Source organism: Arthrobacter crystallopoietes (assembly GCF_002849715.1).
Lineage (GTDB): Bacteria > Actinomycetota > Actinomycetes > Actinomycetales > Micrococcaceae > Crystallibacter > Crystallibacter crystallopoietes.
In genome coordinates this window covers 2,648,476-2,674,587 of record NZ_CP018863.1, presented here as the reverse complement: position 1 = coordinate 2,674,587, position 26,112 = coordinate 2,648,476, and the positions used below count along the sequence as shown (strand labels likewise).

Below are 26,112 nucleotides of genomic sequence, written 5' to 3'. Positions count from 1 at the left end.
TTTCAGCGGATGGAAGCGTGGGATTTGGCGTTCTGGATGAGTTCGAAGATGCGGCTGCGCAGCTTCGCGTACTCGGGCAGCGATTTTGTTGTGACCTGGTGCCGTGGATGCGGCAGCGGCACCTCGATGTTTTCGCTGACCGTGGTCGGCGCCCCGGACAGCACGATCACCCGGTCTCCGAGGTACACCGCCTCGTCGATGTCGTGCGTGACGAAGACGACGGTGGTGTCGAAGTCGCGGCGGACCTTGAGGACCAGATCCTCGAGGTCGATCCTGGTTTGCGCGTCGACGGCGGCGAAGGGCTCGTCCATCAGGAGCACATCGGGCTGGTACGCCAGGCCGCGGGCGATGGCCGCGCGCTGCTGCATGCCGCCGGACATCTGCCAGGGATAAAGCCCGCCCTTGCCGGCCAGGCCTACCGATTCAAGCACCTGGGCGATCCGCTGCGGACGTTCTGTCTTCGGGAACTTGTTGCGCATGGGCAGCTCGATGTTCTGCTCCACCGTCATCCACGGCAGCAGCGAGCGGCTGTAGTCCTGGAACACGACGGCGAGCTTGGCCGGCGGCTCCAGCACTTCATCCCCTTCAAAAACGGTTCGGCCGCCACTGGGGTCCAGCAGGCCGGCCATGCACCTGAGCAAGGTGGTCTTGCCGGATCCGGAAGGGCCCACCACGCAGACAAATTCGCCTCGGCAAATGCTGAAGTCGACGCCGGCCAGGATCCTGTTCTCGCCGTAGCTCTTCTGCAGGTTTTCCAATTCCAGCAGGACGTCGCCATCAGCGGAGCCAGCGGTACGGGAATTAAGAGTTGTTTCAGTCATGATCAAGAAGCGCTTCCTGTGCTTGCCCGAAGGCCCGTCTGCCAGCGCAGCACGTACCTTTCCAGACGAATGAATAGGAGGTTGGCCAGATACCCAAGCAGGCCGAGGATGAGGGTTCCTGCCCAAGTCTCAGCAACCGCGAAGGTCTGCTGCGAGTTCAGGACGTAGTAGCCGATGCCGTTGGTGGAGGCCACCATTTCCGAGACCACAATCAGGATGATCGACATCTGCAACGTTGTCCTGAGCCCGGCGAAGATCTGCGGGCCGGCGTTGGGCAGGATGACGTAGCGTACCCGTTGCCGCGGGCTGAGCTTGTAGCTGCGCGACATTTCGCCCAGCTGCGGGTCCAGCGAGCGGACGCCGTCGATGGTGTTGAGCAGCGTCGGCCAGATGGCGCCGACAACGATGATCGCAATGTTCATCGACGGGCCGATGCCGAAGACCAGCAGGCCGATCGGCAGCAGCACCGGCGGCGGCAGCGAGCGCAGGAACTGGATGACCGGCTCGGTGGCCGCCCGCAGCAGCGGGAACATCCCGATCACCAGGCCCAGTCCGATACCCAGCACGCCCGCGAGGAGGAAACCGGTCAGGAACTTCAGCACGCTGGGCACCAGATGTTCCACGAAGCCCGGCCCGATCCGGTCCTGCTGGAGGGTCTGCAGAATGGTTGCCATTGAGGGGAAGTACAGGGAGGTGCTGCCGGCTGAACCCACCGCCCAGACAGAAACCAGCAGCACAGGCAGCCAACTGCGGACCAGCAGCAGGCGCCAGCCGGTCAGCGGCCGGCGGGCGGCGCCTTTCTTGCGGCGCAGGCGGGATGCAGCGCGAACCGGCCGAGCGGTCACGGGTGTGTCGAGGGTGGTCACAGTTTTCCTGCCTCTCGGATGGAGGGGTGCCAGAAGAGAAGCGGCTTCTCCCCGAAACGGAACATCAGGTTGATGCCCAGGCCCAGCAGGCCGGCGGCGATGATCAGCGCGTACATTTCGGCCAGCGCGTTCGCCGACTGCGCCACCACGATGTTCTGGCCCAGGCCGGCGGCGCCGCCGATCATTTCCGTCACCACCGCAATGACTACGGCGATGGCCGCGGAGATGCGCAGCCCTGTGGTGGCAAACGGCAGCACCGACGGGAAAACAAGCCTCGACGTCGTCAGCCACCATCCCAGCCGGTAGCTCTTGGCCATGTCCCGTGCCACCCCGTTCACTTCCTTGAACCCGTAGACCAACTGGGTCAGCAGCGGCCAGATCGCCCCGAAGACGATGAGGAACAACTTCATCCCCGGCGTCGGCCCCCACAACAGGAGCCCCAGCGGAATCAGCGCCACCGGAGGAATCGGCTTCAGGAACTCCAGCACGAACCACGTGGATTCCTGCCACCAGTGCGAGAGCCCGATGACCAGCGCGATAGGGGCAGCGATCAGGACGATCAGTACCAGACCGAGCAGCGCCATGGACAGGGTGTCCCAAAGCGCCAGCCAGAATCCGGCTGCAAACAGCTGCGCGCCGAAGGCCACGATGACATCGCTGGCGGGCGGAAGGGAAGCGGCCGGCAGGACACCGGTGGCGCTGGCTAATTCCCACAGCAGGAAAAGTACGACGACGGTGCCGGCTCCCAGCCAACGTCGGCTCAGGCCCGTCCCCGGCCTGCGCCTGGCGGATCTGGCCGGGGCGGAAAGTGTATGGGTTGCGTTGCTCATGGTCGGATCACGTCCGCTCCCTTGATCGTCTCAGCCAGGAAACCGAGCTCATGCATGACGCCCGCGGCAGTATCCAATGCTTCCGCGGATACCCCTACTCCGTAGCCGGGCTGCAGCATGGACGCGGCAATCTCGGGCTTGAGCTTGCCGTACTTGATAAGGACTTCCTGGACTTTCTCCGGGTGTTCGGCTGCCGTGCGGCTGCCTTTCTCCAGCGCGGCCACAAACTTTTCCACCAGCTCGGGATTCTTCTCCACAAACGGGGTCGCGGTGAAGAACAGCGCGAAGGTGCCGCCGGACAGCATGGCGTCGGTGTACGGGTGGGCAATGGCGCGCGCGCCGTTGGCAGCACCGATCGTCGCGAAGGGCTCCACCACGCTGGCCGCGTCGATGCGGCCCTGCTTGAGGGCCGTCATCATGTCCGGCAGCGGCATGGCCACGAACGTCACCTTGGACGGGTCGCCGCCGTCGGCTTCAATGCTCTGCGCCGCCGCAATGTGCAGGATCGAGGAGAGGGCGTTGACGGCCACGGTCTTGCCCTCAAGGTCCGCCGGACGCTGCACCGTCGAGTCCTCACCGACCAACAGGGCCGAAACGTCCTTGTCAGGGTCTTTCGCAACATCGGCAGCGTTAGCCACCGCTTGAACCGGTAGCCCCTTCTGCGCAGCGGCAATAAAGGGTGTTGTGGCGGACGTGCCGAACTGCAGCTGCCCATTGATCACCGATGGTGCAATGGCGGCCGCGTTCTGCATGACCTGGGTCTGCACGTTCAGCCCCGCTTCGGCAAAGTAGCCTTCCTCCAGGGCGATGTAGACCGGGGCGAAGTCCGCTACCGGGATAACGCCCACTTTGATCGGCTCCCCTGCGCCGATTTCTTTTGCACTTCCCTGGCCGACTCCGCAGCCTGAAAGCAGTAACGCCATCGCGCCCAGCAGCGCGAGGATGATTCTGGCTTGCATATGCACCTCTCCTTTGAGTTCGTGCAACGACCGTCGAGCGGCCGTGATACTGATCACAAACGAGTGTGACGGAGCGGCCCTCATACAGCAAATACTTCTTTTGAGCGCAGCCTATATAGAATCTGTATATGAACCTGCGCCAACTGCGATACTTTCTGGCCGTCGCTGAAGAAGGCTCCTTCTCCAAGGCCGCCGCCGCGCTGCACATGACGCAGCCGCCGCTCAGCCTCGCCGTATCGCAGCTGGAAAAGGAGCTCGGCGCCAAACTCCTGGAGCGGCACGCGCACGGAGTCAGCAAAACCGAGGCCGGGGAATATCTGGCGGCCAACGGCTCCCAACTGATCCTGCGGGCAAGCCGGATAGAGAACCATGTCAAGGCACTCGGGCAGGGACTCACCGGACGGCTGCATATCGCCTCCGTTCCGTCCTTCTCCTGGTCCGGGCTTCCCCCGTTGCTCAAGAACTATGCGGATCAAGCTCCCGGGGTTGAAGTGGAGCTTTCCGACCCTGCTCCGGCCGAAGTCCTCAGCCAGGTCAGCTCCGGCCTGGCCGACGTCGGGTTCGTTGCGACTGGGAACACAAGCAGTTTGCGGGACAGCACCGCAGGGGATCTCCGTGTGGCGCTCGTCCAGGAGATGCCGCTGGTGGCCGTCCTGCCGCCTGGCCACCGTGACGCTCCGGAAACCATCGATCTTTCAAGCCTGATGGACGAGGCCTGGATGGTTCCGCAGCGCTATGCCGGTTTTCCCGGCCTGATCGAACTGATCGAGGACGTTTGGGCCGCCATGGGCATGCGCCCCGCAACCGTGCGCACGGTGGCCACCCTCCAGACAGCTATCCCCCTAGTGGCGGCAGGCATGGGCATCAGTATCATGCCAAGCGCAGTAGCGGAACTGGCTGGCGAAAACATTGTCATCCGTCGAATCAGCCAGGCTGTTCACCCGCTCGAGGGCACCATGGTGTGGCCGGAAAACCGGACGCTGACGCCTGCAGCCCAGCGCTTCGTCGACCTGGTCATGTCAACCAGCAGTTAGCCCTGCGGGCCGGACCGCCGTACACTCTACTGGTATGACCCGGCTCACACGGAGCCCGTTGGCGGGGGTTGCCACGGGAAAATCATCTCTCACGAGACCATCCCAAGGGGTGGTCCGCTTTTCGACTGCAGGCTTGCCCGAGCCGCGTCGCGTGGAACTGTGGGAAAACCATAATGCCCGCTCGCTCATCGGCCTCGGCTGCCGCACGCTCAGCGAGGCGGCGCTCGAAGCAACGGAGCTCAACCTTCAGCTTCCGCGCATCCAATTCGCGCATGTGGCTGGCAATCCGCACGTGGTTGAGCGCACCCAAAGTTACATTTCCGCGAACCCGGCGGACGCCGTCGTTGTTTATTTCAACCTCGACGGCGAGGCCTTCTTCTATCACCGGGACGGCTGCGAGATGCTGCGCCCGGGCCAAGCCGTTCTGTATGACGCGGACCAGCCGTTCATGCGCGGGTTTTCGCACGGATTGCGTGAACTGGCCCTGAAGATTCCGCGACCGATCTATAAGGAAATTTCCGGCCGAAGCAGCCTGGGCCGACCGCAGATTTTCGACTTCCGCAGCTCCGAGGTGGCTGGACAACACGCGAACGCGCTGGCGGGTCTGATGAAGAGCGCGCTGGCAGATCCGGAGCCGGACGGCGCCGGCCTGGAAGCGTCGGCCCTGGACCTGTTCCGCATCCTGGTCAACGGCGACGACGGCGGCGGCACCGGCCATTTCGCTGCCGCCAGATCCTTCATAATGCAGCGGTTGCGCGACCCGCAGTTGTCGGCTCCGCTGGTGGCCGCGGCGATTGGGATCAGCGACCGGCAGCTCTCAAGAGTCTTCGCGCAGGAAGGCATCAGCGTGGTGCGGTTCATCCGGGAGGAACGGCTGCAGCTGGCCCGGCGCCTGCTGGCGGATCCAGGCAACCCCCGGCAGCCTATGGCCCGGCTTGCCGCGGAACTCGGCTTCTCCTCGCAGGCGCACTTCTCCCGGGCTTACAAGGAACTCTTTGGTGTCAGCCCGCTGCAGGCTCGCAAAGCTGCGCACTGACCCATCTCCATCGTGAACCGGCGTCGTATTGCCTGAGAGTAGGTACCAGTGAAACTGACCCTCATGGAATTCTTGTCCCTGGACGGCGTGTCCCAGGGCCCGGGTTCACCGGACGAGGACACCAGCGGCGGCTTCACCCAGGGTGGCTGGTTCGTCCCTCACATGGACGAGACCTTCATGCAGCAAGCCGCTGATTGGCTGGCGGAGGCAGACGGCTTGCTGTTGGGCCGGCGCACGTACGAGGAGTTCGCGCAGGCCTGGCCGAACATGACCGATCCCGACGACCTCTTCGCGGAAAAGATGAACAGCGTGCCCAAGTACGTTGCGTCCAACAGCCTTACCAAGGCAGACTGGACTCCCAGCACAATCCTGTCGGGCGACATTCCCGCAAAGGTAGCTGAACTCAAGCAACAGAACGGTAGGGAGCTGCAGATCCACGGCAGCGCCAGGCTGGGCCAGTCGCTGCTCGCCGCGGGACTGATCGACGAGGTGCGGCTGGTCATCGCCCCGGTGGTGGTGGGCAGCGGTCGGCGTCTGTTTCCGGACGGCGGCGCTCCCGCCGGCCTGAAGCTCGTCCGCCACCAGGTCACGCCCGCCGGAATGGCGATCCATACCTACGAGACCGCAGGGCTTCCGCAGTACGGATCCTACGAGGGCAAATAGATCGTTCAAACCCCGAAGGCTATTTCCTGAGGCATGGATCACAGGTATCGTTGAACAACTCAATCACCTGACGAAGGAGTTGGTTTGAGTTTGGGGACCACTTCCGCCGCTGCCGTGACCACGGCTTTTTCCACCGCCCGGGTACCGCTCCAGGACCGGCTGCCCCTCTGGGAGGACTACAACAAGCGCTCACTGATCGGCTTGAGCTGCCGGACACTGGCCTCCGACGGCCTGGTGGCGGCGCAGCGCAACCTGCGGATGCCCCGGCTCCGCTTCACGGAGATCAGGGGCAATGACCACGTGGTCGAACGCTCCCAGGAAAATATCCGCACTGTTCCGGCCGAGACACTGCCGCTCTGCCTTCTGCTCGAAGGCGAGGCGTTCTACTACCACTCCGGCGGTTGTGAGACCTTCTCCGCAGGAGATGCCATTCTTTATGATGCCGACCAGCCGTTCATCTACGGCTTCTCGACCAACATGCGCCAGATCATCCTCGATGTTCCCCGAAGCCTCTACAGTGAGCGGACCGGACAATCAGGGCTGGCCGCTCCCCTGGTACTGCGCGCCGGCCCCGGCAGCCCGCTCACCGAACATACACGCACTGCCGTGACCACCATCCACCATGCGCTGCAAGCACCGCCGGAGAACCCGAACGCGATGGAAGATGGCTGCCTTGACCTCTTCGACCTGATCATCGGCAATCATCCGAGTTCGATCACCGGCGGCTACCTGCTCAGCGCCCGTGAATATATCCGGAACCACTTGCACGAGGCCGACCTATCCGCCTCCCGAATCTCGCACGGCATCGGCATCAGCGAACGCCATCTGGCGCGGGTCTTCGCTGCCAATGACACCACCGTAGGCAAGGATGTTCTAGCTATCCGGCTGCGCCGCGCTGCCGAAATGCTCGCGGACCCCAAGCTCCGGTCAGCGCAGGTCGGCACTATTGCCGCTGCGACAGGTTTTGCCTCTGCTGCCCACTTCTCCCGCTCCTTCAAGCAGGCGTACGGCTGCACTCCGCGGGAGGCACGCGGCGCTTGATCACCGGCGCCTGATTCCCGGCCTTTGATCAGGCCGGACAAACATTTTGCCTGGTTCGGCCATTCGCGCACGCAGCGGCCGCCTCCTGCCACGATGAGATGCACATCACATCCCCCATCGGGCAAAGGAGCAAGCGATGTCGCAAACCATCACAGAAACCACCGGCCAACTGCACGTGAGCAGCGAACATTCTGAGTTGCTGGAACGCATTGAGGAAATTACGCCGCTGTTGATGTCCCAGGCCGCGCACAATGAAGAGCTGGGCCACCTCACTGAAACCGCGGCCCAGGCACTTCATGACGCCGGCATTTTCCGGCTCGGCATTCCGAAGGACCTCGGCGGCTATGAGGCCTCACCGCGCCAGGTCATCGAGGTCATCGAAAAGCTCTCCTATGCGGACGCCTCCACTGGCTGGGCCGTCATGGCGCTGCAGATGATCACCGGCACCACTGCCGCGTACCAAGGTGCCGAAGCCACGGACGCGCTGTTCGCCGACGGCGGCTATCATCTGATGGCCGGCCAAGGCACCCGCCTGGGTACGGCGACAAAGGTCGACGGCGGCTACCTCCTCTCCGGCTCATGGAGCTTTGCCTCGGGACTGCCGCTCGCCAGCCACATCCACACTGCCGCCCTGGTTGAGGAAACAGGCGAGGCCCTGATCTTCACCTTCCCCAAGGAACAGGCGCAGATCGTAGACAACTGGGACGTCATGGGGCTGAAGGCCACCGGCAGCATCGACTACAGCACCAAGGATCTGTTTGTCCCGCAGGCCTACACCTACAACGTTGCCACCAAGGAATCGGTCCACGGGGGCGCCTTGTACCGGATGGGTCTGGCCAACATGTCCGGCATCAACCACGCCGGCTGGGCGCTCGGTGTCGGCCGCAGAATGCTGGACGAAATGAAGATGCTGGCGCAGAAGAAATCCGGAGCCCCGGGCGCCAGTGTCGACACCGACCAGTTCGCCGCAGAATATGCCAAGGCTGAAGCCACCTTGCGTTCCGCCCGCGCCTTCGTCATGGATGTCTGGTCGGACAACGAAGCCACACTGGACGCTGGCGAAATCCTCTCCGCGGAGCAGGAGACCCTCACCCGGCTGGCCCTGAACAACGCCACCTGGTCCGCCCACGAAGTCTGCATGAGCGTGTACAAGTGGGCGGCTACGGCCGCCCTGCGCGAGGGAGATCTGCAGCGTTTCTTCCGTGACATGCATGCCGGCACGCAGCACATGACCTCCGGACCGGTGGTCCTGCAGGCCTGCGGCCGCATGCTCTCCGGGCTGGCAAAGAACGCCGAATGGGTCTTCTTCTCGCTCGTTGAGAACGGGGCACAGAAATGAGCCGGGGCCAGGCCATGCAACGGGTAGCGGAGGGCGCCTTCGAGGACATGCTCTCCGCCGACCGGTTCAAGGCCGCCTTCCGCAACCACCCGGCCGGTGTCGCCGTCGTCACCGCAGATCCCGGCGACGGGCCCGTGGGGCTGACCGCCAGTTCGGTCATCTCGGTATCTGCGAATCCCCCGCTGCTGGTGTTCTCTCTCTCGGCATACTCCTCGGCCGCACCGGCACTGGCCAGGGCCGAGACGGTGGTGGTCCACTTGCTCGGCGCGGACCACGTCCACCTCGCCAAGACGTTCGCCACCGCCGGCATTGACCGTTTCGCGGACAACGACAGCTGGTCCAGGCTGGTCACCGGTGAACCGGTCCTGGCCGAAGCCCCGACCTGGCTGCGCGGCCGCATTGTGCAGCGCATGGAAGCCGGAGACTCGACCGTCGTCGCCGTACAGGTGCTGCAGGTGCAGACGCCGGAACCGGAAGAAACCCCCGATCCGCTGGTCTACCACAACCGCGCCTGGCACCGCCTCGGCGAGCAGTCCGTGCTCGCTTGATCCACAACCGTTGAGAAGGAAAAAAATCATGGCACTTGACGAAGCTACTCTGGGCTTCCTGTCCGGCATGGCGGAAGCCGCCGGCCCGGATGCCAAACCGATGTGGCAACTGTCCCCCGCCGAAGCCCGGATAGCCGGCAGCGGTCTCAAGGACCTCTACGGTGAGGGCCCGGACATGCACCGCAGCGAAGACCACACTCTCAACGGGTACGACGGTGGCACCTTCCAGGTGCGCGTCCACGTTCCCGTTGCACAGCCCTCCGCAGCCATCGTGTACCTGCATGGCGGCGGTTGGGTCCTCGAAGACATCGCAGGCTATGAAACGTTGGGGCGCCAGTTGGCCGAAAAGTCCGGCGCCGCCGTCGTCCTCGTGAACTACCGCAAAGCACCGGAGCACCCGTTCCCGACGCCGGTGGAGGACTCTTGGACCGCGCTACAGTGGGCGGCGTCGCAGCTCGAGCAGATCGCCGGCAGGCAGGTTCCGCTGTTCATTGGCGGGGACAGCGCCGGAGGCAACCTTGCCGCGGTCACCGCGCTGCGTGCGCGTGACCATGGCGGCCCCGACCTGTCCGGCCAGATCCTCATCTACCCGGTGACCGACTATGACTTCACCCGTGGCTCGTACCTTGAGCCGGAGAACCAGTCCTTCCTGACCACCGAGTTTATGGACTGGTTCTGGAACCATTACGTTCCCGCCCCGGAGGACCGGCTGCATCCGGAGGCTTCCCCGCTACGCCATGAATCGCTGGCGGGCCTGCCGTCGGCCTTGGTGATCACGGCCGAACACGACGTGGTCCGTGACGAAGGCGAGGCTTATGCAGAACGCCTTCGGGCGGCCGGAGTGCCGGTGGAGCACCGCCGCTGGCCGGGACAAATGCACTTGTTCTTCTCACTGGTGAATGTGCTGCCGGCCAGCGCCGAGGCCATGGATCTGGTGGCAGCCAAGGTCAGGGATGGCTGGGGCGCCGCGAACTAACATTTGGCCAGCGTCGGTGCCTCCTGCCATCCCAAGGAGGCACCGACGTCGTACTTTTGACTTGTTTTGATCGAATCCGCCGTGTTTTTGCTGCTTTCCGCCATGATCAGGATCGCGCATTCAGAACGCTGCTGTGAGCTGTAACACTCGAAGGCAGGGGATTCAAAGCCCAGCTACTGAACCAAAGGAAAAGCAATGGTGATTTTCAACGACGGGGTCGCTGAGACCGAAACCCCGGATTCCAACGTCGTCGAGACGGATGTGCTGATTGTCGGCTCCGGCCCGGCCGGTTCCTCGGCCGCCCTGTTCCTGTCCTCACTCGGTGTTCCCAACATCATGATCACCAAGTACCGCTGGACGGCCAACACGCCGCGGGCGCACATCACCAACCAGCGGACCATGGAGATCTTCCGCGACCTGGGCATCGAGGAACAGGTCCTCGCCGATGCCACCCCGCACCACATGATAGGCGACACCGTCTTCTGCACCTCGATCGCAGGCGAGGAGATCGGCCGCATCCTCACGTGGGGCAACCACCCGGCGCGGCACGCGGACTACGAGCTGGCTTCGCCGTCGTTGAACTGCGATATCCCGCAGACGTACCTGGAGCCGATCCTGGTCAAGAACGCCACGATGCGCGGTACCCAGACCCAGTTCTCTACCGAGTACCTCTCGCACACCCAGGATGACGACGGCGTCAGCGTCCGCGTGCTGAACCGGCTCACCGGCAGCGAGTACACCATCCGCGCCAAGTACCTGATCGGCGCGGACGGGGCGCGTTCGAAGGTGGCCGCGGACATCGCACTGCCTTACGAGGGCCAGATGGACATCGCCGGGTCGATGAACATCACCTTCAAGGCGGACATCGCCGAGCTCGTGGGGCACCGGCCGTCCGTGCTCTACTGGGTGGTGCAGCCCGGTTCGAACATCGGCGGCATCGGCGCGGGCCTGGTCCGCATGGTGCGGCCGTGGAATGAGTGGCTGATCGTCTGGGGCTTCGACATCAACGAGGGAACCCCAGAGGTCAGCGAAGAGGACGCCCGCCAGGTGGTCCGCAACCTGATCGGGGTGCCGGACCTCGACGTCGAAATCACCGGCATCTCGCTGTGGGGCAACAACGAGCAGTACGCCACCCATCTGCAGAAGGGCCGCGTTTTCTGCGCCGGCGACGCCGTCCACAAGCATCCGCCGAGCAACGGCCTGGGTTCCAACACCTCCATCCAGGACTCCTACAACCTGGCGTGGAAGCTGGCCGCCGTCCTCAACGGGCAGGCCGGCGAGGAACTGCTGGAGACCTACTCAACCGAACGAGCCCCGGTGGCCAAGCAAATTGTCACCCGCGCCAACCAGTCCGGCCGCGAGTTTGTGAAGCTGTTCGAGGCACTGGGCATCGACAAGGCCGAGACCCCCGAGGAAATGCTCGCCCTGATCGAATCCCGCAAGGACAGCACGCCCGAGGGCGCAGCCAAGCGCCGGGCCGTCCAGGAGGCCATGGAGATCAAGAACTACGAGTTCAACGCGCACGGCGTGGAGCTCGGCCAGCACTACGTCTCCTCGGCGGTGGTCGGTGACGGCAGCACCAAGCCGGCGCCGCAGCGGGATCCGGAACTCTACTATGAACCGTCCACGCACCCCGGCGTTCGGCTGCCGCATGCCTGGGTGGGCGACAATGCCCGCAAATACTCCACGCACGATCTGGCGCCGTACGGCCAGTTCACCCTCTTCACCGGCATCACGGGCGAGGACTGGACCACCGCAGCCCAGAAGGTCAGCGATCAGCTCGGCGTCACGGTGAAGACCGTAGTCATCGGCCCCGGCCAGGACATTACGGACCTCTACTTCGACTGGTCGAAGCTGCGCGGCGTGGAAGAAGATGGTGCCGTGCTGGTCCGCCCGGACAAGCACATCGGCTGGCGCGCCGACCGCCTGCCCGCAAACCCGGAAGCCGCGCTTCTGGACACCGTTTCCGCCATCCTGAACCGAGGAGCCTGAGCATGAGCCTGAATTTTGAACACGTGACCCTAGGACAGCGGGTGCTGTTCGGCTCCGGCAAGGCCGCGGAGAACCTGGCCGCCGAAGTAGAGCGCTTCGGTGCGCGGAAGGTCATGGTGATCGCCTCGGAGTTCGAGGCCCCGATCGCGAAGAAGGTCACCGCTGGCGTCAGCGTGGCCTTGGATTACGACGACGTCGCCCCGCACGTGCCGATCGAGAAGGCCGAAAAAGCCCGCGCAGCAGCCCAGGAGCACGGCATCGACCTGCTGGTCTGCGTCGGCGGCGGCTCCACCACCGGCCTGGCCAAGGCCATCGCCCTCACATCGGGCCTGCCGATCATCGCCGTGCCCACCACGTACGCCGGGTCCGAAGCCACCAACGTGTGGGGCCTGACCGAAGCGGCGCGCAAGAGCACCGGCATCGACGACCGTGTCCTTCCCGCAACCGTGATTTACGACGCCGAACTGACCCTCTCGCTGCCGGCGGACCTCTCGGTGGCCTCCGGTTTGAACGCCCTGGCGCACTGCGTGGACTCCATGTGGGGGCCCCGCGTGGACCCGATCAACCAGGCTTTGGCTGCCGAAGGCATCCGCGCCCTCAACCAGGGCCTGCCAGCAGTGAAGCATGATCCTTCCGGGCCCGAGGGACGCGAACAGGCGCTCTACGGCGCGTACCTGGCGGCGGTCGCGTTCGCGTCCGCCGGCTCGGGCATGCACCACAAGATCTGCCACGTCCTCGGCGGAACCTGGAACATGCCCCACGCCCAGACCCACGCCACCGTGCTCCCCTACGTGCTCGCGTTCAACGCCCCCGAAGCCCCCCACGCCGCCAACCGGATCGCCGCGGCCTTCGGCACCAACGATGCCGTGGAAGGCCTCAACAAACTCCGCGCAACCCTAGACGCACCCAAGGCGCTGAAGGACTACGGCTTCACCGAAGACAACATTCCCGAGGCCGTCGACATCATCCTGCCCATCATCCCCGCATCCAACCCGCGCACCCCTACCGAGCAGAACCTCACCGAACTGCTCCGAGCCGCCACCGCCGGCACCACCCCCGGCCTCTGACCGGGACGCACCTGGTCGCACAAAGTTTTAGGAGAACCACCATGACGGAAACCACCACCACCGGAACCAGCGGCATCAGCCCAGAACAGCGCGCCGTCGAGCAGCAGCTCGTCGACACCGTCATCGCGTCCTTCGACGGCGCGAAGGACGAGCGGTTGAAGCAGTTGATGCAGTCGTTGACCAAGCACCTGCACAACTTCATTCGCGAAGTCCGCCTCACCGAGGACGAATGGAACAAGGGCATCGAATTCCTCACCGCCGCCGGCCACATCACCGACGACAAACGCCAGGAATTCATCCTGCTCTCCGACGTCCTCGGCGCCTCCATGCAGACCATCGCCGTCAACAACGAAGCCGTAGGGGATGCCACCGAGGCCACCGTCTTCGGGCCGTTCTTTACCGAGGACGCCCCCGAGATCCCGATCGGCGGGGACATCGCCGGCGGCGCCGCCGGCCAGCCCTGCTGGGTCGAAGGCACCGTAAAGGACACCGCTGGCAAACCGGTTCCGAACGCGCGGATCGAGGTCTGGGAAGCCGACGACGACGGGTTCTACGACGTCCAGTACACCGACGGACGCGTCGCCGGACGCGCCCACCTCTACAGCGATGGGAACGGGAACTACAGTTTCTGGGGACTCACCCCTACCCCGTACCCGATCCCGCACGACGGGCCCGTCGGCAAAATGCTCGAAGCTACCGGCCGCTCCCCCGTCCGCGCCTCACACCTGCACTTCATGGTCACCGCGCAGAACCTGCGCACCCTCGTCACCCACATCTTCGTCGAAGGCGACCCCCAGATCGAGATCGGCGACAGCGTGTTCGGCGTCAAAGACTCCCTGATCAAGAAATTCGACCAGCAGCCTGCCGGCACCCCCACCCCCGACGGCCGAGACCTCGGCAACCAAACCTGGGCCCGCACCCGCTTCGACATCGTCCTCGCCCCCGCAGAAACCTAAGCGAAGACCGAACGGCAAACTCGTTCAGCCCGGCTGCTCCATTAGCGGCCGGGCTGGACGACGCGTTTGGCCTGCATTTACCAATCTTCACCATCAGCGGACAAGGTGGAATGACCCGTTCCCACGATGGCGATCGTCGATTCCAGATCGTTCGATAGTTGTATTGATCCGAGCAGTCAGCGACGAACGTTCCAGTCCATCGGCATAGCGATCAACAGCGCGCGTTATGAACTCGGACCTGCTCAGGCCAAGGGAACTCGCTAGAGCTTCTGCGCGTTCGAAGGTCTTATCGGGCATGGAAACCACGGTCCTCATGCCTCTAGTATGACTCGGCAATCGGTATGGGCGTCGGTCATTTTCAACAGGGGAATCCCGGAGGGGCAGCGCTAAAGTGGTTTTAGATAGGCCGTGGGAACGGGTGGCGCTGATGGCTTCCGACACGATCAAACTGTTCCTCGCCGGAGACGTGATGACCGGTCGGGGTATCGACCAGATCTTGCCCAGCCCGGGATCGCCGAAGCTGCGCGAGGGGTACATCCGCAATGCTCGGGATTACGTTGCGCTGGCCGAAGCGGCCAACGGTCCCATTCCCCGACCGGTGGAGCCGGACTGGCCGTGGGGCGATGCGCTGGAGATTATCGGCGAAGCCGCGCCGGATGCGCGGGTGGTGAACCTGGAAACCAGCATTACCAACGACGGCGATTTCGCCCCGCGCAAGGGCATCCACTACCGCATGCGCCCGGACAACATCGCTTGTCTCACTATCGCCGGCATCGATGTCTGTGTGCTGGCGAACAACCACGTGCTGGACTTCGGCGTCGCCGGCCTGACTGACACGGTCGACGTGCTGCACGGCATAGGTATCCGAACCGCTGGTGCAGGGCGGGACGCCCAGGAAGCGTGGAACCCGGCGGTGCTGAGCACCGGTCACGGGAGGATGCTCATCTGGTCGGCCGGACTGGAGTCGAGCGGCATCTCCCCCGCCAATGCCGCCGGTGACCACCGGCCAGGCGTGGCTCTGCTGCCGGATCTGTCCGCGGACAGTGCAGCACTGATCATCGAACGCGTGCACGCCGCCAAGCGGGAAGGCGACCTCGCTGTGGCCTCCCTGCATTGGGGCTCGAACTGGGGCTACGCCGTTCCCCGCGGCCAGGTCCAGTTTGCCCACCGGCTGATCGATGGCGGCATCGACATAGTACATGGCCACTCGTCGCACCATCCGCGTCCGATCGAGGTCTACCGCGGCCAGCCGATCCTGTACGGCTGCGGCGACCTGATCAACGATTACGAGGGCATCAGCGGTTACGAGCAGTTCCGTGACGACCTGCGCCTCCTGTACTTCGTCACCGTGGACACGCGCACCCGGGAACTGCACGAGCTGCGCCTTGTGCCCATGCGCTCCCGGCGCATGCGGCTGGAGCGGGCCACAGGGGATGACGCCGCTTGGCTGCACCGCGTGCTTGGCGACGCCAGCAGCAGCTTCGGCACCACGATCAGTCTGGCGAATGATGGCACCATGACAGCCAGGTGAGGTAACTGGAAGTCCGGGCGAAGCTGCGCGATGCCCGCGGGCACTGGGCCATCCTCCACGCGTCCCTGCTGATCGGCGCGGAGGAGGCCTCGACCGCCGTCGTTATTGAGCCGGCCGCGGGACAGGAGCTGATCGCCCTCCTGCTGGCCGCCTACGGACTCACGCCCCGTGAACGGCACATCTGTGCCGAGGTCATCGCCGGGCGTTCGACGGCGGAGATGGCGGACAGGCTCTTCATCTCGGCGCATACCGTGCAGGACCACTTGAAGTCCGTCTTCGCCAAGGTCGGCGTCCACAGCCGCGGCGAACTCGCGGCACGCCTGCGGCCGGACGCGGTGGAGCCCGACAAGGAAACCATCGCGCGCTGAGGCGCACCGCCGACTCTTCTATGTCTGTCAAGCGCTCTTCAGGCACGGGCTCGCGGCGTTGAGCGTGCGGTGGACGCGTCGGGCTAGGTAGCGTTTGATGCATCGGCGGATTTCCCGGTCGGTGCGTCCTTCTGTTCGCCGTTTCTCCACGTATCTCCGGGTCTCCTCGTCGTGGGTCATCTTGGTGAGAGCGACCATGTGGAGAGCGCGGTTCAGGTTTCTGTCTCCGCCTCGGTTCAGGCGGTGCCGGACGGTGTTTCCTGAGGAAGCGGGGATAGGATTCACGCCGGCCAGGGAGGCGTAGGCCGCCTCGTTCCGAACCCGTCCCTGATGGGACCAGGCGGTGAGGCAGGTCGCTGCAGTGACGGACCCAAAGCCCTTTTCATGCAGCAGGGGTGCGGCCTCGCTGATCTGTACCAGCTCGGTCACTTGCTTGTCATTGGCTTTGAGCTGGTCATCGAGTTCGAGGACACGTTTGGCCAACCGCGTTGCCTCGGTCCGGGCGATGGTCAGGGACAGTTCCTCCTCTCGGGCGCGCCACCGCGACGCTTCAGCGATCTGAGCTGCTGAGAGTGCCCTGCGGGCGTCCAATCCCAGATCATTGGTGCGCAGCAGTGCGGTGAGCGAGTTGACCGAACGGGTGCGCTCGGCGCTCATGGCGTCGCGGGCCGTGACCAGGATCCGCAAGGCCTGGCGCACCCCCTCGTTGAGCCTCGGGCGGCATAGCTTCGCCTGTGGCAGCGGCAACGCGGCTGCGGCAATGTGGTGCGCATCGAGGGCATCGGATTTGCCGACGCCGTGGCGTTTCTTCGCGTCCATTCGCGGAGCCTCGGCCACCGGGTAACCCTCGGCGGCGACAGCGCCGGCCAGGACGGCTCCGTAAGATGCGGCGCCTTCGATCACCCACAGCGTGTCAGCGTCTGCGTCGGTGCGGCGGGCCACCCACGCGATGGCCCTGTTGATGCCGGCAGACGTCGTTGGGAAGTCTCGGGTATCGATCAGCTCGCCGGTCCTGGCTGCAAGGATCGCGTAGACGTGATTGCGGGCGTGGGTGTCGACGCCCACGACAAACGGGTAGGAATGCGCGACGATAGAAATGGCGGTCACGGCACCTTTCCTCAGTGATGGAGATGGTCAGGCCGCTGTCGGCCGGTACCAGTCCGGGTAGGAAACACATCGGAACAGCACTGTGACGGGTCACGCGCCTCAAGGCGGCGGACAATCTTCTGATCAAGCTACCGAGGTGGGCCGGACAGGTCCGGCCGGCCCGCGCCACGGATGGACAAGTCGGCGGCAAGACACTTCATGGTCAACGTACGCTCGAGTCACATCCATGGCCGGCGGAACGGCCAGTACCCATCCTGCCAGCCAGTCCCAGACCAGCTACAAGAAAGTCTCACAGTCGTACTCTGTTTGCCGCCGTTATGTGGAGGCCTGTTGCCGGGTCAGGTCAGGCCGATCCGCTTCTGCTTTGGCCACCACGTGCTCGCGAAGCGCGGGCATGATGGTTTCGCCGTAGACCCGCAGCGTCTCCTCTTTGTTGTCGTGCTGCAGGTAGCCGGCGAACTGGGTGACGCCGAGGGCCTTGAGCTTTTCCAGCTTCTCGATGTGCTGCTCCGCCGTGCCGAGCACGCAGAACCGGTCGACAATCTCGTCCGGGACAAACGATGTGTGGGTGTTGCCAGCGCGGCCGTGCTCGTTGTAGTCATAGCTGTCGCGGCCGGCGATGTAATCGGTCAGGGCCTGCGGCACCGCGGAGTCCGAGCCGTACTTGGCCACGATGTCCGCCACATGGTTGCCCACCATGCCGCCGAACCAGCGGCACTGGTCGCGCATGTGTTCCCAGTCCTGGCCCACATACATCGGCGCGGCCACGCAGAACTTGACGGCCAGCGGATCCCGTCCCGCATTGGCGGCTGCCTGGCGCACGGTCTGGATCATCCATTCAGCAATGTCCACATCGGCCAGTTGCAGGATGAAGCCGTCGCCCACTTCGCCGGCCAGCTTCAGCGCCAGCGGACCATAGGCGGCAACCCACACCTCCAGCTCGGACCCTATGCTCCACGGGAACTGGAGGGTGGCCCCGTTGTATTCGACCGGGCGCGAGTTGGCCAGTTCGCGGATTACGTGGACGGCCTGGCGCAGTGTCTTCAGGGTGGTCGGCGCGCCGTTGATTACCCGCACGGCCGAGTCGCCGCGGCCGATTCCGCACACCGTCCGGTTGCCGTACATCTGGTTCAGCGTGGCGAAGGTGGACGCCGTGACGGTCCAGTCCCGCGTGGCCGGGTTGGTGACCATGGGGCCCACCTTGATGGTGCGGGTCTCGGCCAGAATCTGGCTGTAGATCACGTAGGGCTCCTGCCACAGCAGGTGCGAATCGAAGGTCCAAACGTAGTCGAACCCGTGCTCTTCGGCCTTCTTCGCCAGCGCCACGGTGCGGGCTGCCGGCGGGTTGCACTGGAGGACTGTTCCGAATTCCATGGCGCTCCTAGATCAGGTACTGGCTGGGAGCACGCCTCAGGTACTGCCCGTGCGTCTTGCTGCCCAGGTACTGGTTGTCGTCGACGATGACGCGGCCGCGGGACAGGACGGTGTCCACGTGGCCGTCGATCTCGAAGCCTTCCCACGCGGAGTAGTCCATGTTCATGTGGTGGGTCTTCTCCAGCCCGAGCGACGTATGCCCTGCCGGGTTGTAAATAACGACGTCGGCATCGGCACCGGGGGTGATGACGCCTTTACGTCCGTACATGCCGAACATCCGCGCCGGGGTGGTGCTGGTGATTTCCACCCAGCGCTCCAGCGGGATCTTGCCGTCCGCCACGCCCTGGTAGATCAGGTTCATCCGGTGCTCCACCCCGCCGATGCCGTTGGGGATCTTGGAGAAATCCCCCAGGCCCATGTCCTTCTGCCCCTTCATACAGAACGGGCAGTGGTCGGTGGAGACCATCTGGAGATCGTTGGTGCGCAGCGCCTGCCACATGTGGTCCTGGTGATGCTCGAGTTTGGACCGCAGGGGCGTGGAACATACCCATTTAGCCCCTTCGAAACCCGGCGCACCCAGCTGGTCTTCCAGCGAGAGGTACAGGTACTGCGGGCAGGTTTCGCCGAAGACGTTCTGTCCGTTGTTCCGGGCCGCCGCCAGCTGGGCCACGGCCTGCTTGGCCGAGACGTGGACCACGTACAGCGGGGCGCCGGTGAGATTGGCCAGCATGATGGCGCGGTGGGTGGCTTCCTCCTCCATCTGCCATGCCCGCGCCACCCCGTGGTAGTACGGATCGGTCTTGCCCTGGGCCAGCAGTTCGGCCACCATGGCGTCGATCGCCGGACCGTTCTCGGCGTGCATCATGGTCATCAATCCGGTGTCCGCCCCGACGCGCATCGCCTTGAAGATCTGCGCGTCGTCGCTGTAGAAAACCCCGGGGTACGCCATGAACAGTTTGTAGCTGGAGATCCCCTCGCCGATCAGGCCCTCCATGGCCTTGAGCGAATCGTCGTTCACGTCGCCGATGATCTGGTGGAAACCGTAGTCGATGGCGCACTGGCCGGACGCCTTGTCGTGCCAGGCGTTCAGCGCGTCCATCACCCGTTCGCCGTACTTTTGGATCGCGAAGTCCACGATCGTCGTCGTACCTCCCCATGCTGCGGCCCGCGTACCGGTTTCGAAGGTGTCGCTCGCTTCGGTGCCGCCGAAGGGCATCTGCATGTGGGTGTGCGCGTCGATCCCGCCGGGGACAACGTATTTGCCGGCGGTGTCCAGCACGGTGTCCACCGAGGACTTCAGGTCATGGCCCAGCAGGGTGGAACCGGGCGCCAGTACGGCCACGACCTTTTCGCCGTCGATCAGTACATCCGCTTCGCTGCGGCCTGTCGAGCTGACCACGGTCCCGCCGGTAATCAGGGTTGTAGACATCGGGTTCCTCCTGCCAAGTTCTTGGGGCCGGGCGGCTTACGGTGCAACGATCGGCCCGTAGGCGTCCGGGCGGCGGTCGCGGTAGAACTGCCAGCTATTGCGGGCGGTGCGGATCAGGTCCATGTCCAGGTCGCGGATCAGCAGTTCCTCCTCGCTGCCGCTGCCCAGTTCGCCCACGTAGTTCCCCTGCGGGTCCACCACATAGGAGGTGCCGTAGAAGTTCACCGCCTCGTCGCCGAACTCGTTGGCTTCCGATCCCACACGGTTCGGCACCACCACGTAGTAGCCGTTGGCGGCTGCGGCGGTAGGCTGTTCCAGTTCCCACAACCGGTTGGAAAGTCCGGGTTTGGAGGCGTTCGGGTTGAAGACCAGGTGTGCGCCGTTGAGGCCTAGCGCCCGCCAGCTTTCCGGGAAGTGCCGGTCGTAGCAGATGTTCAGGCCGACCTTGCCCACCGCGGTGTCGAAGATCGGCCAGCCGAGGTTTCCGGGCCGGAAGTAGAACTTCTCCCAGAACTTGTCCACATGCGGCAGGTGGTTCTTGCGGTACTTGCCCAGATACGTCCCGTCCGCGTCGATCACCGCGGCGGTGTTGTAGTAGATGCCTGGCTGTTCCTCTTCATAGACCGGCAGGATGATGACCATGTGGTGCTCGGCGGCCAGCTTGGCAAAGCGCTCCGTCAACGGACCCGGCACCGGCTGCGCGAAGTCGTAGTACTTGCTGTCCTGGACGATGCCGAAGTAGGGCCCGTGGAACAGTTCCTGGAAGCAGATCACCTGGGCGCCCTCGGCCGCTGCCTTGCGCACAAAGTCTTCGTGCTTCCTGACCATGGACTCCTCGTCCCCGGTCCAGGTGGTCTGTGTGAGTGCTGCCCTAACCGTTGTCATCGACTGCCTCCGATATGCCTTAAGACTGGGCTCAACGTCCGTCACGTGCCTGAAACGATAGCCCCACCGTGCTTGGAAAACCATGGTCCGAAGTCCGAAACCTCCAATGGAATTTAAATGGGGCCTATACTCGGTCTCGGACCCACCGGTTGCGTATGACCGGCCCGCACGGCCTGGAATTGGGCCGCCGGTCACCGGCTGTCGCCGGTTCCTTTGAACAGCGCCCCGGCGCGCTGGCTGCCAACACCACTGCGCCTGGCTGACGAACCGAGGTCCCATGCGCAATCCCGCCTCGTTACGCTCCGTTTTGCCCCTTCTGGCCGCGGCTTCGCTGCTGCTCGCCGGGTGCGGTGGCCCCGCCCCGGCCGGCTCCGCTCCGGACACCGCGGGTCCGGCCCCTGGAGCTGGCCCGGACGCAGCCGGCGCCCCACCGCCGGGCTTTCCCTTCACCCTGGATAACTGCGGCACCAAGGTCACCTTCACGGCGCCGCCGGAGCGTGCCGTCACGATCAAGTCCACCAGCACGGAACTGCTGCTCGCCCTCGGCCTGGGCGAGCGGATGGTGGGAACGGCCTTCGCGGACGGCCCGGTGCCCGAGCGGTGGCAGCACGACATCCCCGTGATCTCCGAACAGCTGCCGGCCCAGGAACCGGTGCTGGCGCTGGAGCCGGACTTCGTCTACGCCGGGTGGGAATCGAACTTCTCCGCGGACGGCGCCGGCGAGCGCGAGGCCCTGGCCAAGCTCGGCGTCAACACGTACGTCTCGCCTGCGGCGTGCCAGCAGCCGGGCTACCGGCCGGCTCCGCTGATCTTCGAGCACATCTTCGCGGGCATCCGGGAGATGGGCCGGATTTTCGACGCCGGCACCGCGGCTGAGCAACTCGTCGCCGGACAGCGGGCGCAACTCGACGCAATAGAGCCGCACGGCCGGGAGCTCTCCGCGCTCTGGTACAGCTCCGGCTCCGACACCCCGTTTGTCGGCGGCGGCAGCGGCGCTCCCCAGCTGGTCATGGAGGCGGCGGGCCTGACGAACGTGGCCGCGGATGTGGACCAGGCCTGGTCCCCGCTGTCCTGGGAAGTTGTCGCGGAGCGGAATCCGGACGTCATTGTGCTGGTGGATTCCAGCTGGGGCAGCACCGAGAAGAAGATCGGCGTGCTGGAGGCGCACCCGGTGATCTCGCAGCTGGACGCGGTCAAGGAGGGCCGGTACCTGGTGGTCCCCTTCGCCGCTTCCGAAGCCGGCGTCCGCAGCGTCGAAACAGTCCAATCCCTAGTGGACCAGCTGGCGGAACTGGATATGCCATGAGCCTGCGCGAGCACCCCGGCCACAAGATAACGACGACGGCGCTCGCCACCGTTGCCGGTTCCGCGTCCGGCCGGGGCCGGCTGCCTCGCCGCAGTCCTAACCGGCGGCCCCGCAACCTGGCTGATCAGCGGCCGATGTCCGGGGTGCTGTGGGGCGCGGTCCTGCTGATGGCGCTCGTCGGCTCGGTGCTGGTCGCCGTCTCGATCGGTCCCGCAAACCTGTCGCCGCTGCAGGTCCTCGGCTCCGTCCTCCGGCACCTGGGCCTCCAACCGGAGCACCTCGGCGTCGCCGTCGAGCTGACTGCCATCCAGGACGGCATTGTCTGGGAGCTGCGGCTGCCCCGGCTGCTCACGGCTGCGCTGGTCGGAGCCGGCCTGGCCGTCAGCGGCGCGGTCATGCAGGCCCTCACCCGCAATCCGCTGGCCGATCCGTATCTGCTGGGGCTGAGCTCCGGGGCTTCGCTCGGCGCCGTCGCGGTCCTCCTGCTGGGCGCCGCAGTACTGCTGCCGGTGGCCGCGTTCGCCGGGGCGATGGCCGCGATGGCGCTCACCCTCGGACTGGCTTCGGCCCTGGGCGTCATCACTCCGACCCGCACGGTGCTCGCCGGGCTGGCAGTCTCCGCGCTGGCCTCCGCACTGGCCTCGTTCATCATCTTCTTCTCCGCGCAGGGCGATTCCTACCGCGAAGTACTCAGCTGGATGATGGGCTCATTGTCGGCCGCAACGTGGAGCTCCGTTGCCATCACCGGGGTAGCGTTCGCCGTCGCGGGGACGCCGGTGCTGCTGGCCGGCCGGATCCTTGACGGCTTCGCGTTCGGCGACACCGCCGCAGCGGCCCTCGGGCTCAACGTGACCGCCATCCGCTGGCTCCTGCTGGGCGGAACGGCCCTGCTCACCGGGGCGATGGTCTCGGTCAGCGGCTCCATCGGCTTCGTCGGCTTGATCCTGCCGCACGCCGTCCGGCTGCTGACCGGCGCGCGGCACCGGGCACTGCTTCCGCTCTCCGCCCTGGCCGGCGCCCTGTTCATGGTCTGGGCCGACACCCTCGCCAGGACACTGTTCGATCCGCGCGAAATCCCGGTCGGCATCATTACCGCGTTGCTGGGAGCGCCGGTCTTCATCATCATGCTCTGGCGCTGGAGGAACGCCTCATGAATCCGACAACCAGTCCTACCCAGCCCTTGACCTCAGATCAGCGTTCCGTCGCCCCGAACACGCCAGCTTCTCCCGCCGCGCCGCCCAGCGTTTCGCTGCAAGGGCTGGGCCTCGGCTACCAGGCAGGCGGCAAGCTCATTCTCGGCGGCGTGGACTGCCACGTACCGGCAGGCACCGTAACCGGGCTGCTGGGTCCCAACGGCGCGGGAAAATCGAGCCTGCTGCAGTTGCTGGGCGCAGTCGCCGTGCCGCATACCGGTTCCGTCCAGCTGAACGGTTCCAACCTCCATGCCCTGCGCCGCAAGGAGCGGGCCCGCCGGCTGGCCTTCGTGGAGCAAAGCGCGGACACTGACCTGCCGCTGACCGTGCTGGATGTCGTGCTGCTGGGCCGGCTGCCCTACCGTTCCCTGCTGGCGGGCACCAGTGACGAGGATCTGGGCGTTGCCCGGCGCAGCCTCACCGCGGTGGGCCTCGACAGCTTCACGCGACGCCAGTACGCCACGTTGTCCGGCGGCGAGCGCCAGCGTGTCCAGCTGGCCAAAGCCCTCGCCCAGGAGCCCGAGGTCCTGCTGCTCGATGAGCCGACCAACCATCTGGATGTCAACGCCCAGCTGGCCAGCATGGAGCTGGTCCGGAACCTGGCGGCCGGCGGAGTGGCGGTCCTGGCCGCGCTGCACGACATCAACATCGCCGCCGCCTACTGCGACCAGGTGATCGTCCTGCAGGAGGGCAAAGTCGAAGCGGCCGGTCCCACCATCGACGTACTGACGCCGGACCTGATCCGCCGGGTCTACGGAGTGGACGCCGTAGTGCTGGAGCACCCGCTCACGGGCAGGCCGCTGGTGGCCTTGAGCCCGTTGCCCGATGCTGGGCCGCGGGCTGCTTCGGCCAGTCCTGCTTCATAGCCCTGCCGGTAGCCTTCCCGCCGGCCGGCGTCGAACCCCTCTCGGCGTCCGGTTTTGAGGCCTTCCTGCCGGCCTGCCTCCATCGCTTCAGCCGTGCCCAGCCGGAACATGTCCTGTTCGGCGGACCTGATCAAAGCGGCCGCACCCGCGTGGCCAGGGCAGGCGCCGTCGTCGTCGTCGTCGTTATTTGGAGCCGAAACCAGGCCGCCCAACCCGCGCACAACGGCGACCGGGCAGCCACTGGTCTTGCCTTTGACCAGGTCCGCCGCCGCCGCGATCTCGTCCGCCACGGCGGTGACCGTGGCGGACAACCGGCGGCCGGCGCTGTCCACCGAACCGCGCAGATCGGCCAGCGGCGCCAGCCCGGAAACGCCGATCGCTACGTCCGTCTGCCCGTTCCGCCAGGGCCTGCCGAGGGTGTCCGTGATGACGACGGCGACGTTCACGCCGCAGCGCCGATGCAGTTCGACGCGGAGCCGGTGCGCCGATGCATCCGGATCAACGGGCAGCAGGAGGATGGTCCCCTCGGGCGTATTGCTGGCGTCCACTCCGGCCGCGGCGGAGACGATGCCCAGCCGGTTCTCCACAATCCGGGTCACGCCGTTCGCATGCGCCCGCGTGGCGACAACGCGCACCGTTTCCGCCGTGATCGCTTCCTCGCGGTCCGCTGCCGACCGCGTCCGGCCCTCAGCTTTGGAGACGATTTTGGACGTAACCGCGAGGATGTCTCCGTCCTGCAGTTCCCCGCCGAGGGCGCAATGGATGACGGCTGCCAGATCGTCGCCAGCGGTGATTTCGCCGATGCCCTCGATAGCGAAAACGGACAGCGCGCGCAGGCTCATCGGGTCAGCGCCGGGAGGACTTTGGCACCGAACACGTCGATCCACTCGCGCTGGTTGCGGCCGACGTTGTGCAGGTAGATCCGGTCGAACCCCAGGTCCGCGAACTTCTGGATGTAGGCGCGGTGCACGTCCGGATCTTCGGAAATGAGCAGCCGGCCCTCGAAGTCTTCCGGCCGGACCAGCTTGGCCATTTGCTCCAGTTCGAACGGGGACCGGATGTCCCCCTTGGGGAACTTCATGCCGCCGTTGGGCCACTCGATCATGGCATTGGACAGCGCTTCCTCATAGGTCGGGGCCCAGCTCAGATGCAGCTGGAGCACCTTCGGCATGCGGGACGGATCCTTGCCCGCTTCCTTGGCGCCGGCGTCGAACCGGTCGAAGAGCATCGCCACCTTATCCAGCGGCGCCCCCACGGTAATCAGCCCGCCGGCATGCTTGCCCGCGCGCTTGGCCGTGACCGGGCCCGCGGTAGCCACCAGGATTTCCGGCGGCACCTCGGGCATGGTCCACAAGCGGGTGGACTCCATCCTGTAGTAGGCGCCGTTGTGCCGGACATCCTTGCCCGCCAGCGAGTTGGTGAACAGCTTGTTGATGATCTCGATCGCCTCGAACATGCGGTTGATGCGCTCCGGCGGTTCCGGCCAGTACTGCCCGATGATGTGCTCGTTCAGCGCCTCGCCCGATCCCAGGCCCAGCCAGTGCCGGCCCGGATACATGGCGGCCAGCGTCGCCGAGGCCTGCGCTACTATCGCCGGATGCCAGCGGAAGGTCGGGCACGTGACGCCGGGCCCGATGTCCCCCGTGGTCCGTTCCCCCAGGGCTGCGAGCACATTCCAGACGAAGGCCGATTCGCCTTGGGCCGGCACCCACGGCTGGAAATGATCCGCCGCCATCACGCCGGAAAAGCCCTTCTGCTCGGCATATTCGGAGAGCTCGACTGCCGCGCGCGGGTGGAACTGCTCGAGCATCGCGGCATAACCGATAGTCAGGGACGTATTCATGGTCGAATACTTCCACCGCAACGTTGGGGAAAACAAGAGTGCCGGTTCCCACCCTGTTGCCGGCGCCGCCGCTGTGGCACGG

General features: G+C 65.3%; 25 protein-coding genes. 15 read left to right on the top strand and 10 right to left on the bottom strand.

The window, feature by feature from the left end:
• Positions 1-2 precede the first annotated feature (2 nt).
• The 4 genes from AC20117_RS12540 to AC20117_RS12525 are packed head-to-tail and all read right to left on the bottom strand — an operon-like array spanning position 3 to position 3,476.
• Positions 3-821, bottom strand: coding sequence for an ABC transporter ATP-binding protein (locus AC20117_RS12540; protein ID WP_074699450.1), 819 nt, complete (start codon positions 819-821; stop codon positions 3-5).
• Positions 822-823: 2 nt separating this feature from the next.
• A complete protein-coding gene (locus AC20117_RS12535; RefSeq protein ID WP_236777297.1) occupies positions 824-1,687 on the bottom strand; it encodes an ABC transporter permease in 864 nt (287 codons plus the stop codon).
• Complete coding sequence (locus AC20117_RS12530) at positions 1,684-2,517, bottom strand: ABC transporter permease (protein ID WP_074699451.1); 834 nt, start codon at positions 2,515-2,517, stop codon at positions 1,684-1,686. Before AC20117_RS12530 ends, AC20117_RS12535 begins: the two co-directional genes overlap by 4 nt.
• A complete protein-coding gene (locus AC20117_RS12525) occupies positions 2,514-3,476 on the bottom strand; it encodes an ABC transporter substrate-binding protein (protein ID WP_074699452.1) in 963 nt (320 codons plus the stop codon). Before AC20117_RS12525 ends, AC20117_RS12530 begins: the two co-directional genes overlap by 4 nt.
• A 128-nt stretch (positions 3,477-3,604) precedes the next feature.
• On the opposite strand from AC20117_RS12525, the gene AC20117_RS12520 reads away from it, so the two are divergent.
• From AC20117_RS12520 to AC20117_RS24325, 12 genes are all read left to right on the top strand, one after another.
• On the top strand, positions 3,605-4,510 hold the full coding sequence (locus AC20117_RS12520; RefSeq protein WP_101632594.1) for a LysR family transcriptional regulator: 906 nt from the start codon (positions 3,605-3,607) through the stop codon (positions 4,508-4,510).
• A gap of 133 nt (positions 4,511-4,643) precedes the next feature.
• Entirely contained in the window at positions 4,644-5,546 is a 903-nt protein-coding gene (locus AC20117_RS12515; protein WP_236777296.1) for an AraC family transcriptional regulator, read from the top strand.
• A 63-nt stretch (positions 5,547-5,609) separates the two neighbouring features.
• Complete coding sequence (locus tag AC20117_RS12510; protein WP_236777295.1) at positions 5,610-6,209, top strand: dihydrofolate reductase family protein; 600 nt, start codon at positions 5,610-5,612, stop codon at positions 6,207-6,209.
• 84 nt (positions 6,210-6,293) lie between these two features.
• Positions 6,294-7,250: an AraC family transcriptional regulator gene (locus AC20117_RS12505; RefSeq protein ID WP_074699456.1), complete on the top strand. Its 957-nt coding sequence runs from the start codon at positions 6,294-6,296 to the stop codon at positions 7,248-7,250.
• Between the two features lie 136 nt (positions 7,251-7,386).
• On the top strand, positions 7,387-8,589 hold the full coding sequence (locus AC20117_RS12500) for an acyl-CoA dehydrogenase family protein (protein ID WP_074699457.1): 1,203 nt from the start codon (positions 7,387-7,389) through the stop codon (positions 8,587-8,589).
• Positions 8,586-9,137: a flavin reductase family protein gene (locus AC20117_RS12495; RefSeq protein WP_074699458.1), complete on the top strand. Its 552-nt coding sequence runs from the start codon at positions 8,586-8,588 to the stop codon at positions 9,135-9,137. Before AC20117_RS12500 ends, AC20117_RS12495 begins: the two co-directional genes overlap by 4 nt.
• 28 nt (positions 9,138-9,165) lie before the next feature.
• A complete protein-coding gene (locus tag AC20117_RS12490) occupies positions 9,166-10,113 on the top strand; it encodes an alpha/beta hydrolase (protein WP_074699459.1) in 948 nt (315 codons plus the stop codon).
• A 195-nt stretch (positions 10,114-10,308) separates the two neighbouring features.
• Complete coding sequence (locus tag AC20117_RS12485) at positions 10,309-12,105, top strand: FAD-dependent oxidoreductase (RefSeq protein ID WP_074699460.1); 1,797 nt, start codon at positions 10,309-10,311, stop codon at positions 12,103-12,105.
• Positions 12,106-12,107: 2 nt separating this feature from the next.
• Entirely contained in the window at positions 12,108-13,172 is a 1,065-nt protein-coding gene (locus AC20117_RS12480) for a maleylacetate reductase (RefSeq protein WP_074699461.1), read from the top strand.
• A gap of 41 nt (positions 13,173-13,213) precedes the next feature.
• On the top strand, positions 13,214-14,128 hold the full coding sequence (locus AC20117_RS12475) for a hydroxyquinol 1,2-dioxygenase (protein ID WP_074699462.1): 915 nt from the start codon (positions 13,214-13,216) through the stop codon (positions 14,126-14,128).
• Positions 14,129-14,555: 427 nt separating this feature from the next.
• Positions 14,556-15,659: a CapA family protein gene (locus tag AC20117_RS12465; protein ID WP_074702968.1), complete on the top strand. Its 1,104-nt coding sequence runs from the start codon at positions 14,556-14,558 to the stop codon at positions 15,657-15,659.
• A gap of 218 nt (positions 15,660-15,877) precedes the next feature.
• Positions 15,878-16,027 (top strand): helix-turn-helix transcriptional regulator, encoded by a 150-nt coding sequence (locus AC20117_RS24325; RefSeq protein ID WP_236777294.1) that lies wholly within the window; start codon positions 15,878-15,880, stop codon positions 16,025-16,027.
• A 27-nt stretch (positions 16,028-16,054) separates the two neighbouring features.
• Here the strand turns inward: AC20117_RS24325 and AC20117_RS12455 are convergent, their stop codons facing one another.
• The 4 genes from AC20117_RS12455 to AC20117_RS12440 all read right to left on the bottom strand — a co-directional run bounded on the left by AC20117_RS12455 (position 16,055) and on the right by AC20117_RS12440 (position 20,822).
• Positions 16,055-17,134: an IS110 family RNA-guided transposase gene (locus AC20117_RS12455; RefSeq protein WP_083339531.1), complete on the bottom strand. Its 1,080-nt coding sequence runs from the start codon at positions 17,132-17,134 to the stop codon at positions 16,055-16,057.
• 315 nt (positions 17,135-17,449) lie between these two features.
• Positions 17,450-18,508 (bottom strand): TIGR03842 family LLM class F420-dependent oxidoreductase, encoded by a 1,059-nt coding sequence (locus AC20117_RS12450; protein ID WP_074699463.1) that lies wholly within the window; start codon positions 18,506-18,508, stop codon positions 17,450-17,452.
• A 7-nt stretch (positions 18,509-18,515) separates the two neighbouring features.
• Positions 18,516-19,937 (bottom strand): dihydropyrimidinase, encoded by a 1,422-nt coding sequence (hydA, locus tag AC20117_RS12445; RefSeq protein ID WP_074699464.1) that lies wholly within the window; start codon positions 19,935-19,937, stop codon positions 18,516-18,518.
• Positions 19,938-19,973: 36 nt separating this feature from the next.
• The gene (locus AC20117_RS12440; RefSeq protein ID WP_074699465.1) at positions 19,974-20,822 is read right to left on the bottom strand and encodes a nitrilase-related carbon-nitrogen hydrolase; all 849 of its coding nucleotides are present in this window, start codon (positions 20,820-20,822) and stop codon (positions 19,974-19,976) included.
• Positions 20,823-21,129: 307 nt separating this feature from the next.
• Here AC20117_RS12440 and AC20117_RS12435 point away from each other — a divergent pair, with 307 nt between their 5' ends.
• From AC20117_RS12435 to AC20117_RS12425, 3 genes are all read left to right on the top strand, one after another.
• Positions 21,130-22,128, top strand: coding sequence for a putative F420-0 ABC transporter substrate-binding protein (locus AC20117_RS12435; protein ID WP_335643897.1), 999 nt, complete (start codon positions 21,130-21,132; stop codon positions 22,126-22,128).
• A gap of 134 nt (positions 22,129-22,262) precedes the next feature.
• A complete protein-coding gene (locus AC20117_RS12430; protein WP_074702970.1) occupies positions 22,263-23,282 on the top strand; it encodes a putative F420-0 ABC transporter permease subunit in 1,020 nt (339 codons plus the stop codon).
• On the top strand, positions 23,279-24,187 hold the full coding sequence (locus tag AC20117_RS12425) for an ABC transporter ATP-binding protein (RefSeq protein ID WP_083339578.1): 909 nt from the start codon (positions 23,279-23,281) through the stop codon (positions 24,185-24,187). Before AC20117_RS12430 ends, AC20117_RS12425 begins: the two co-directional genes overlap by 4 nt.
• Here AC20117_RS12425 and AC20117_RS12420 read toward each other — a convergent pair.
• Entirely contained in the window at positions 24,073-25,029 is a 957-nt protein-coding gene (locus tag AC20117_RS12420) for a coenzyme F420-0:L-glutamate ligase (RefSeq protein WP_083339579.1), read from the bottom strand. The two genes, AC20117_RS12425 and AC20117_RS12420, sit on opposite strands and share 115 nt — an antisense overlap.
• On the bottom strand, positions 25,026-26,030 hold the full coding sequence (locus AC20117_RS12415; protein ID WP_074699467.1) for a TIGR03557 family F420-dependent LLM class oxidoreductase: 1,005 nt from the start codon (positions 26,028-26,030) through the stop codon (positions 25,026-25,028). The genes AC20117_RS12420 and AC20117_RS12415 overlap by 4 nt, the downstream gene beginning before the upstream one ends.
• Positions 26,031-26,112 lie beyond the last annotated feature (82 nt).

Bases quoted from the DNA above. Each gene is read 5' to 3' on its own strand.
- AC20117_RS12525 (WP_074699452.1), bottom strand. From the start codon at position 3,476: ATGCAAGCCAGAATCATCCTCGCGCTGCTGGGCGCGATGGCGTTACTG.
- AC20117_RS12490 (WP_074699459.1), top strand. From the start codon at position 9,166: ATGGCACTTGACGAAGCTACTCTGGGCTTCCTGTCCGGCATGGCGGAA.
- AC20117_RS12495 (WP_074699458.1), top strand. From the start codon at position 8,586: ATGAGCCGGGGCCAGGCCATGCAACGGGTAGCGGAGGGCGCCTTCGAG.
- hydA (WP_074699464.1), bottom strand. From the start codon at position 19,937: ATGTCTACAACCCTGATTACCGGCGGGACCGTGGTCAGCTCGACAGGC.
- AC20117_RS12420 (WP_083339579.1), bottom strand. From the start codon at position 25,029: ATGAGCCTGCGCGCGCTGTCCGTTTTCGCTATCGAGGGCATCGGCGAA.
- AC20117_RS12465 (WP_074702968.1), top strand. From the start codon at position 14,556: ATGGCTTCCGACACGATCAAACTGTTCCTCGCCGGAGACGTGATGACC.
- AC20117_RS12430 (WP_074702970.1), top strand. From the start codon at position 22,263: ATGTCCGGGGTGCTGTGGGGCGCGGTCCTGCTGATGGCGCTCGTCGGC.
- AC20117_RS12480 (WP_074699461.1), top strand. From the start codon at position 12,108: ATGAGCCTGAATTTTGAACACGTGACCCTAGGACAGCGGGTGCTGTTC.
- AC20117_RS12415 (WP_074699467.1), bottom strand. From the start codon at position 26,030: ATGAATACGTCCCTGACTATCGGTTATGCCGCGATGCTCGAGCAGTTC.
- AC20117_RS12520 (WP_101632594.1), top strand. From the start codon at position 3,605: ATGAACCTGCGCCAACTGCGATACTTTCTGGCCGTCGCTGAAGAAGGC.
- AC20117_RS12500 (WP_074699457.1), top strand. From the start codon at position 7,387: ATGTCGCAAACCATCACAGAAACCACCGGCCAACTGCACGTGAGCAGC.
- AC20117_RS12450 (WP_074699463.1), bottom strand. From the start codon at position 18,508: ATGGAATTCGGAACAGTCCTCCAGTGCAACCCGCCGGCAGCCCGCACC.
- AC20117_RS12475 (WP_074699462.1), top strand. From the start codon at position 13,214: ATGACGGAAACCACCACCACCGGAACCAGCGGCATCAGCCCAGAACAG.
- AC20117_RS12510 (WP_236777295.1), top strand. From the start codon at position 5,610: ATGGAATTCTTGTCCCTGGACGGCGTGTCCCAGGGCCCGGGTTCACCG.
- AC20117_RS24325 (WP_236777294.1), top strand. From the start codon at position 15,878: ATGGCGGACAGGCTCTTCATCTCGGCGCATACCGTGCAGGACCACTTG.
- AC20117_RS12530 (WP_074699451.1), bottom strand. From the start codon at position 2,517: ATGAGCAACGCAACCCATACACTTTCCGCCCCGGCCAGATCCGCCAGG.
- AC20117_RS12425 (WP_083339578.1), top strand. From the start codon at position 23,279: ATGAATCCGACAACCAGTCCTACCCAGCCCTTGACCTCAGATCAGCGT.
- AC20117_RS12440 (WP_074699465.1), bottom strand. From the start codon at position 20,822: ATGACAACGGTTAGGGCAGCACTCACACAGACCACCTGGACCGGGGAC.
- AC20117_RS12485 (WP_074699460.1), top strand. From the start codon at position 10,309: ATGGTGATTTTCAACGACGGGGTCGCTGAGACCGAAACCCCGGATTCC.
- AC20117_RS12540 (WP_074699450.1), bottom strand. From the start codon at position 821: ATGACTGAAACAACTCTTAATTCCCGTACCGCTGGCTCCGCTGATGGC.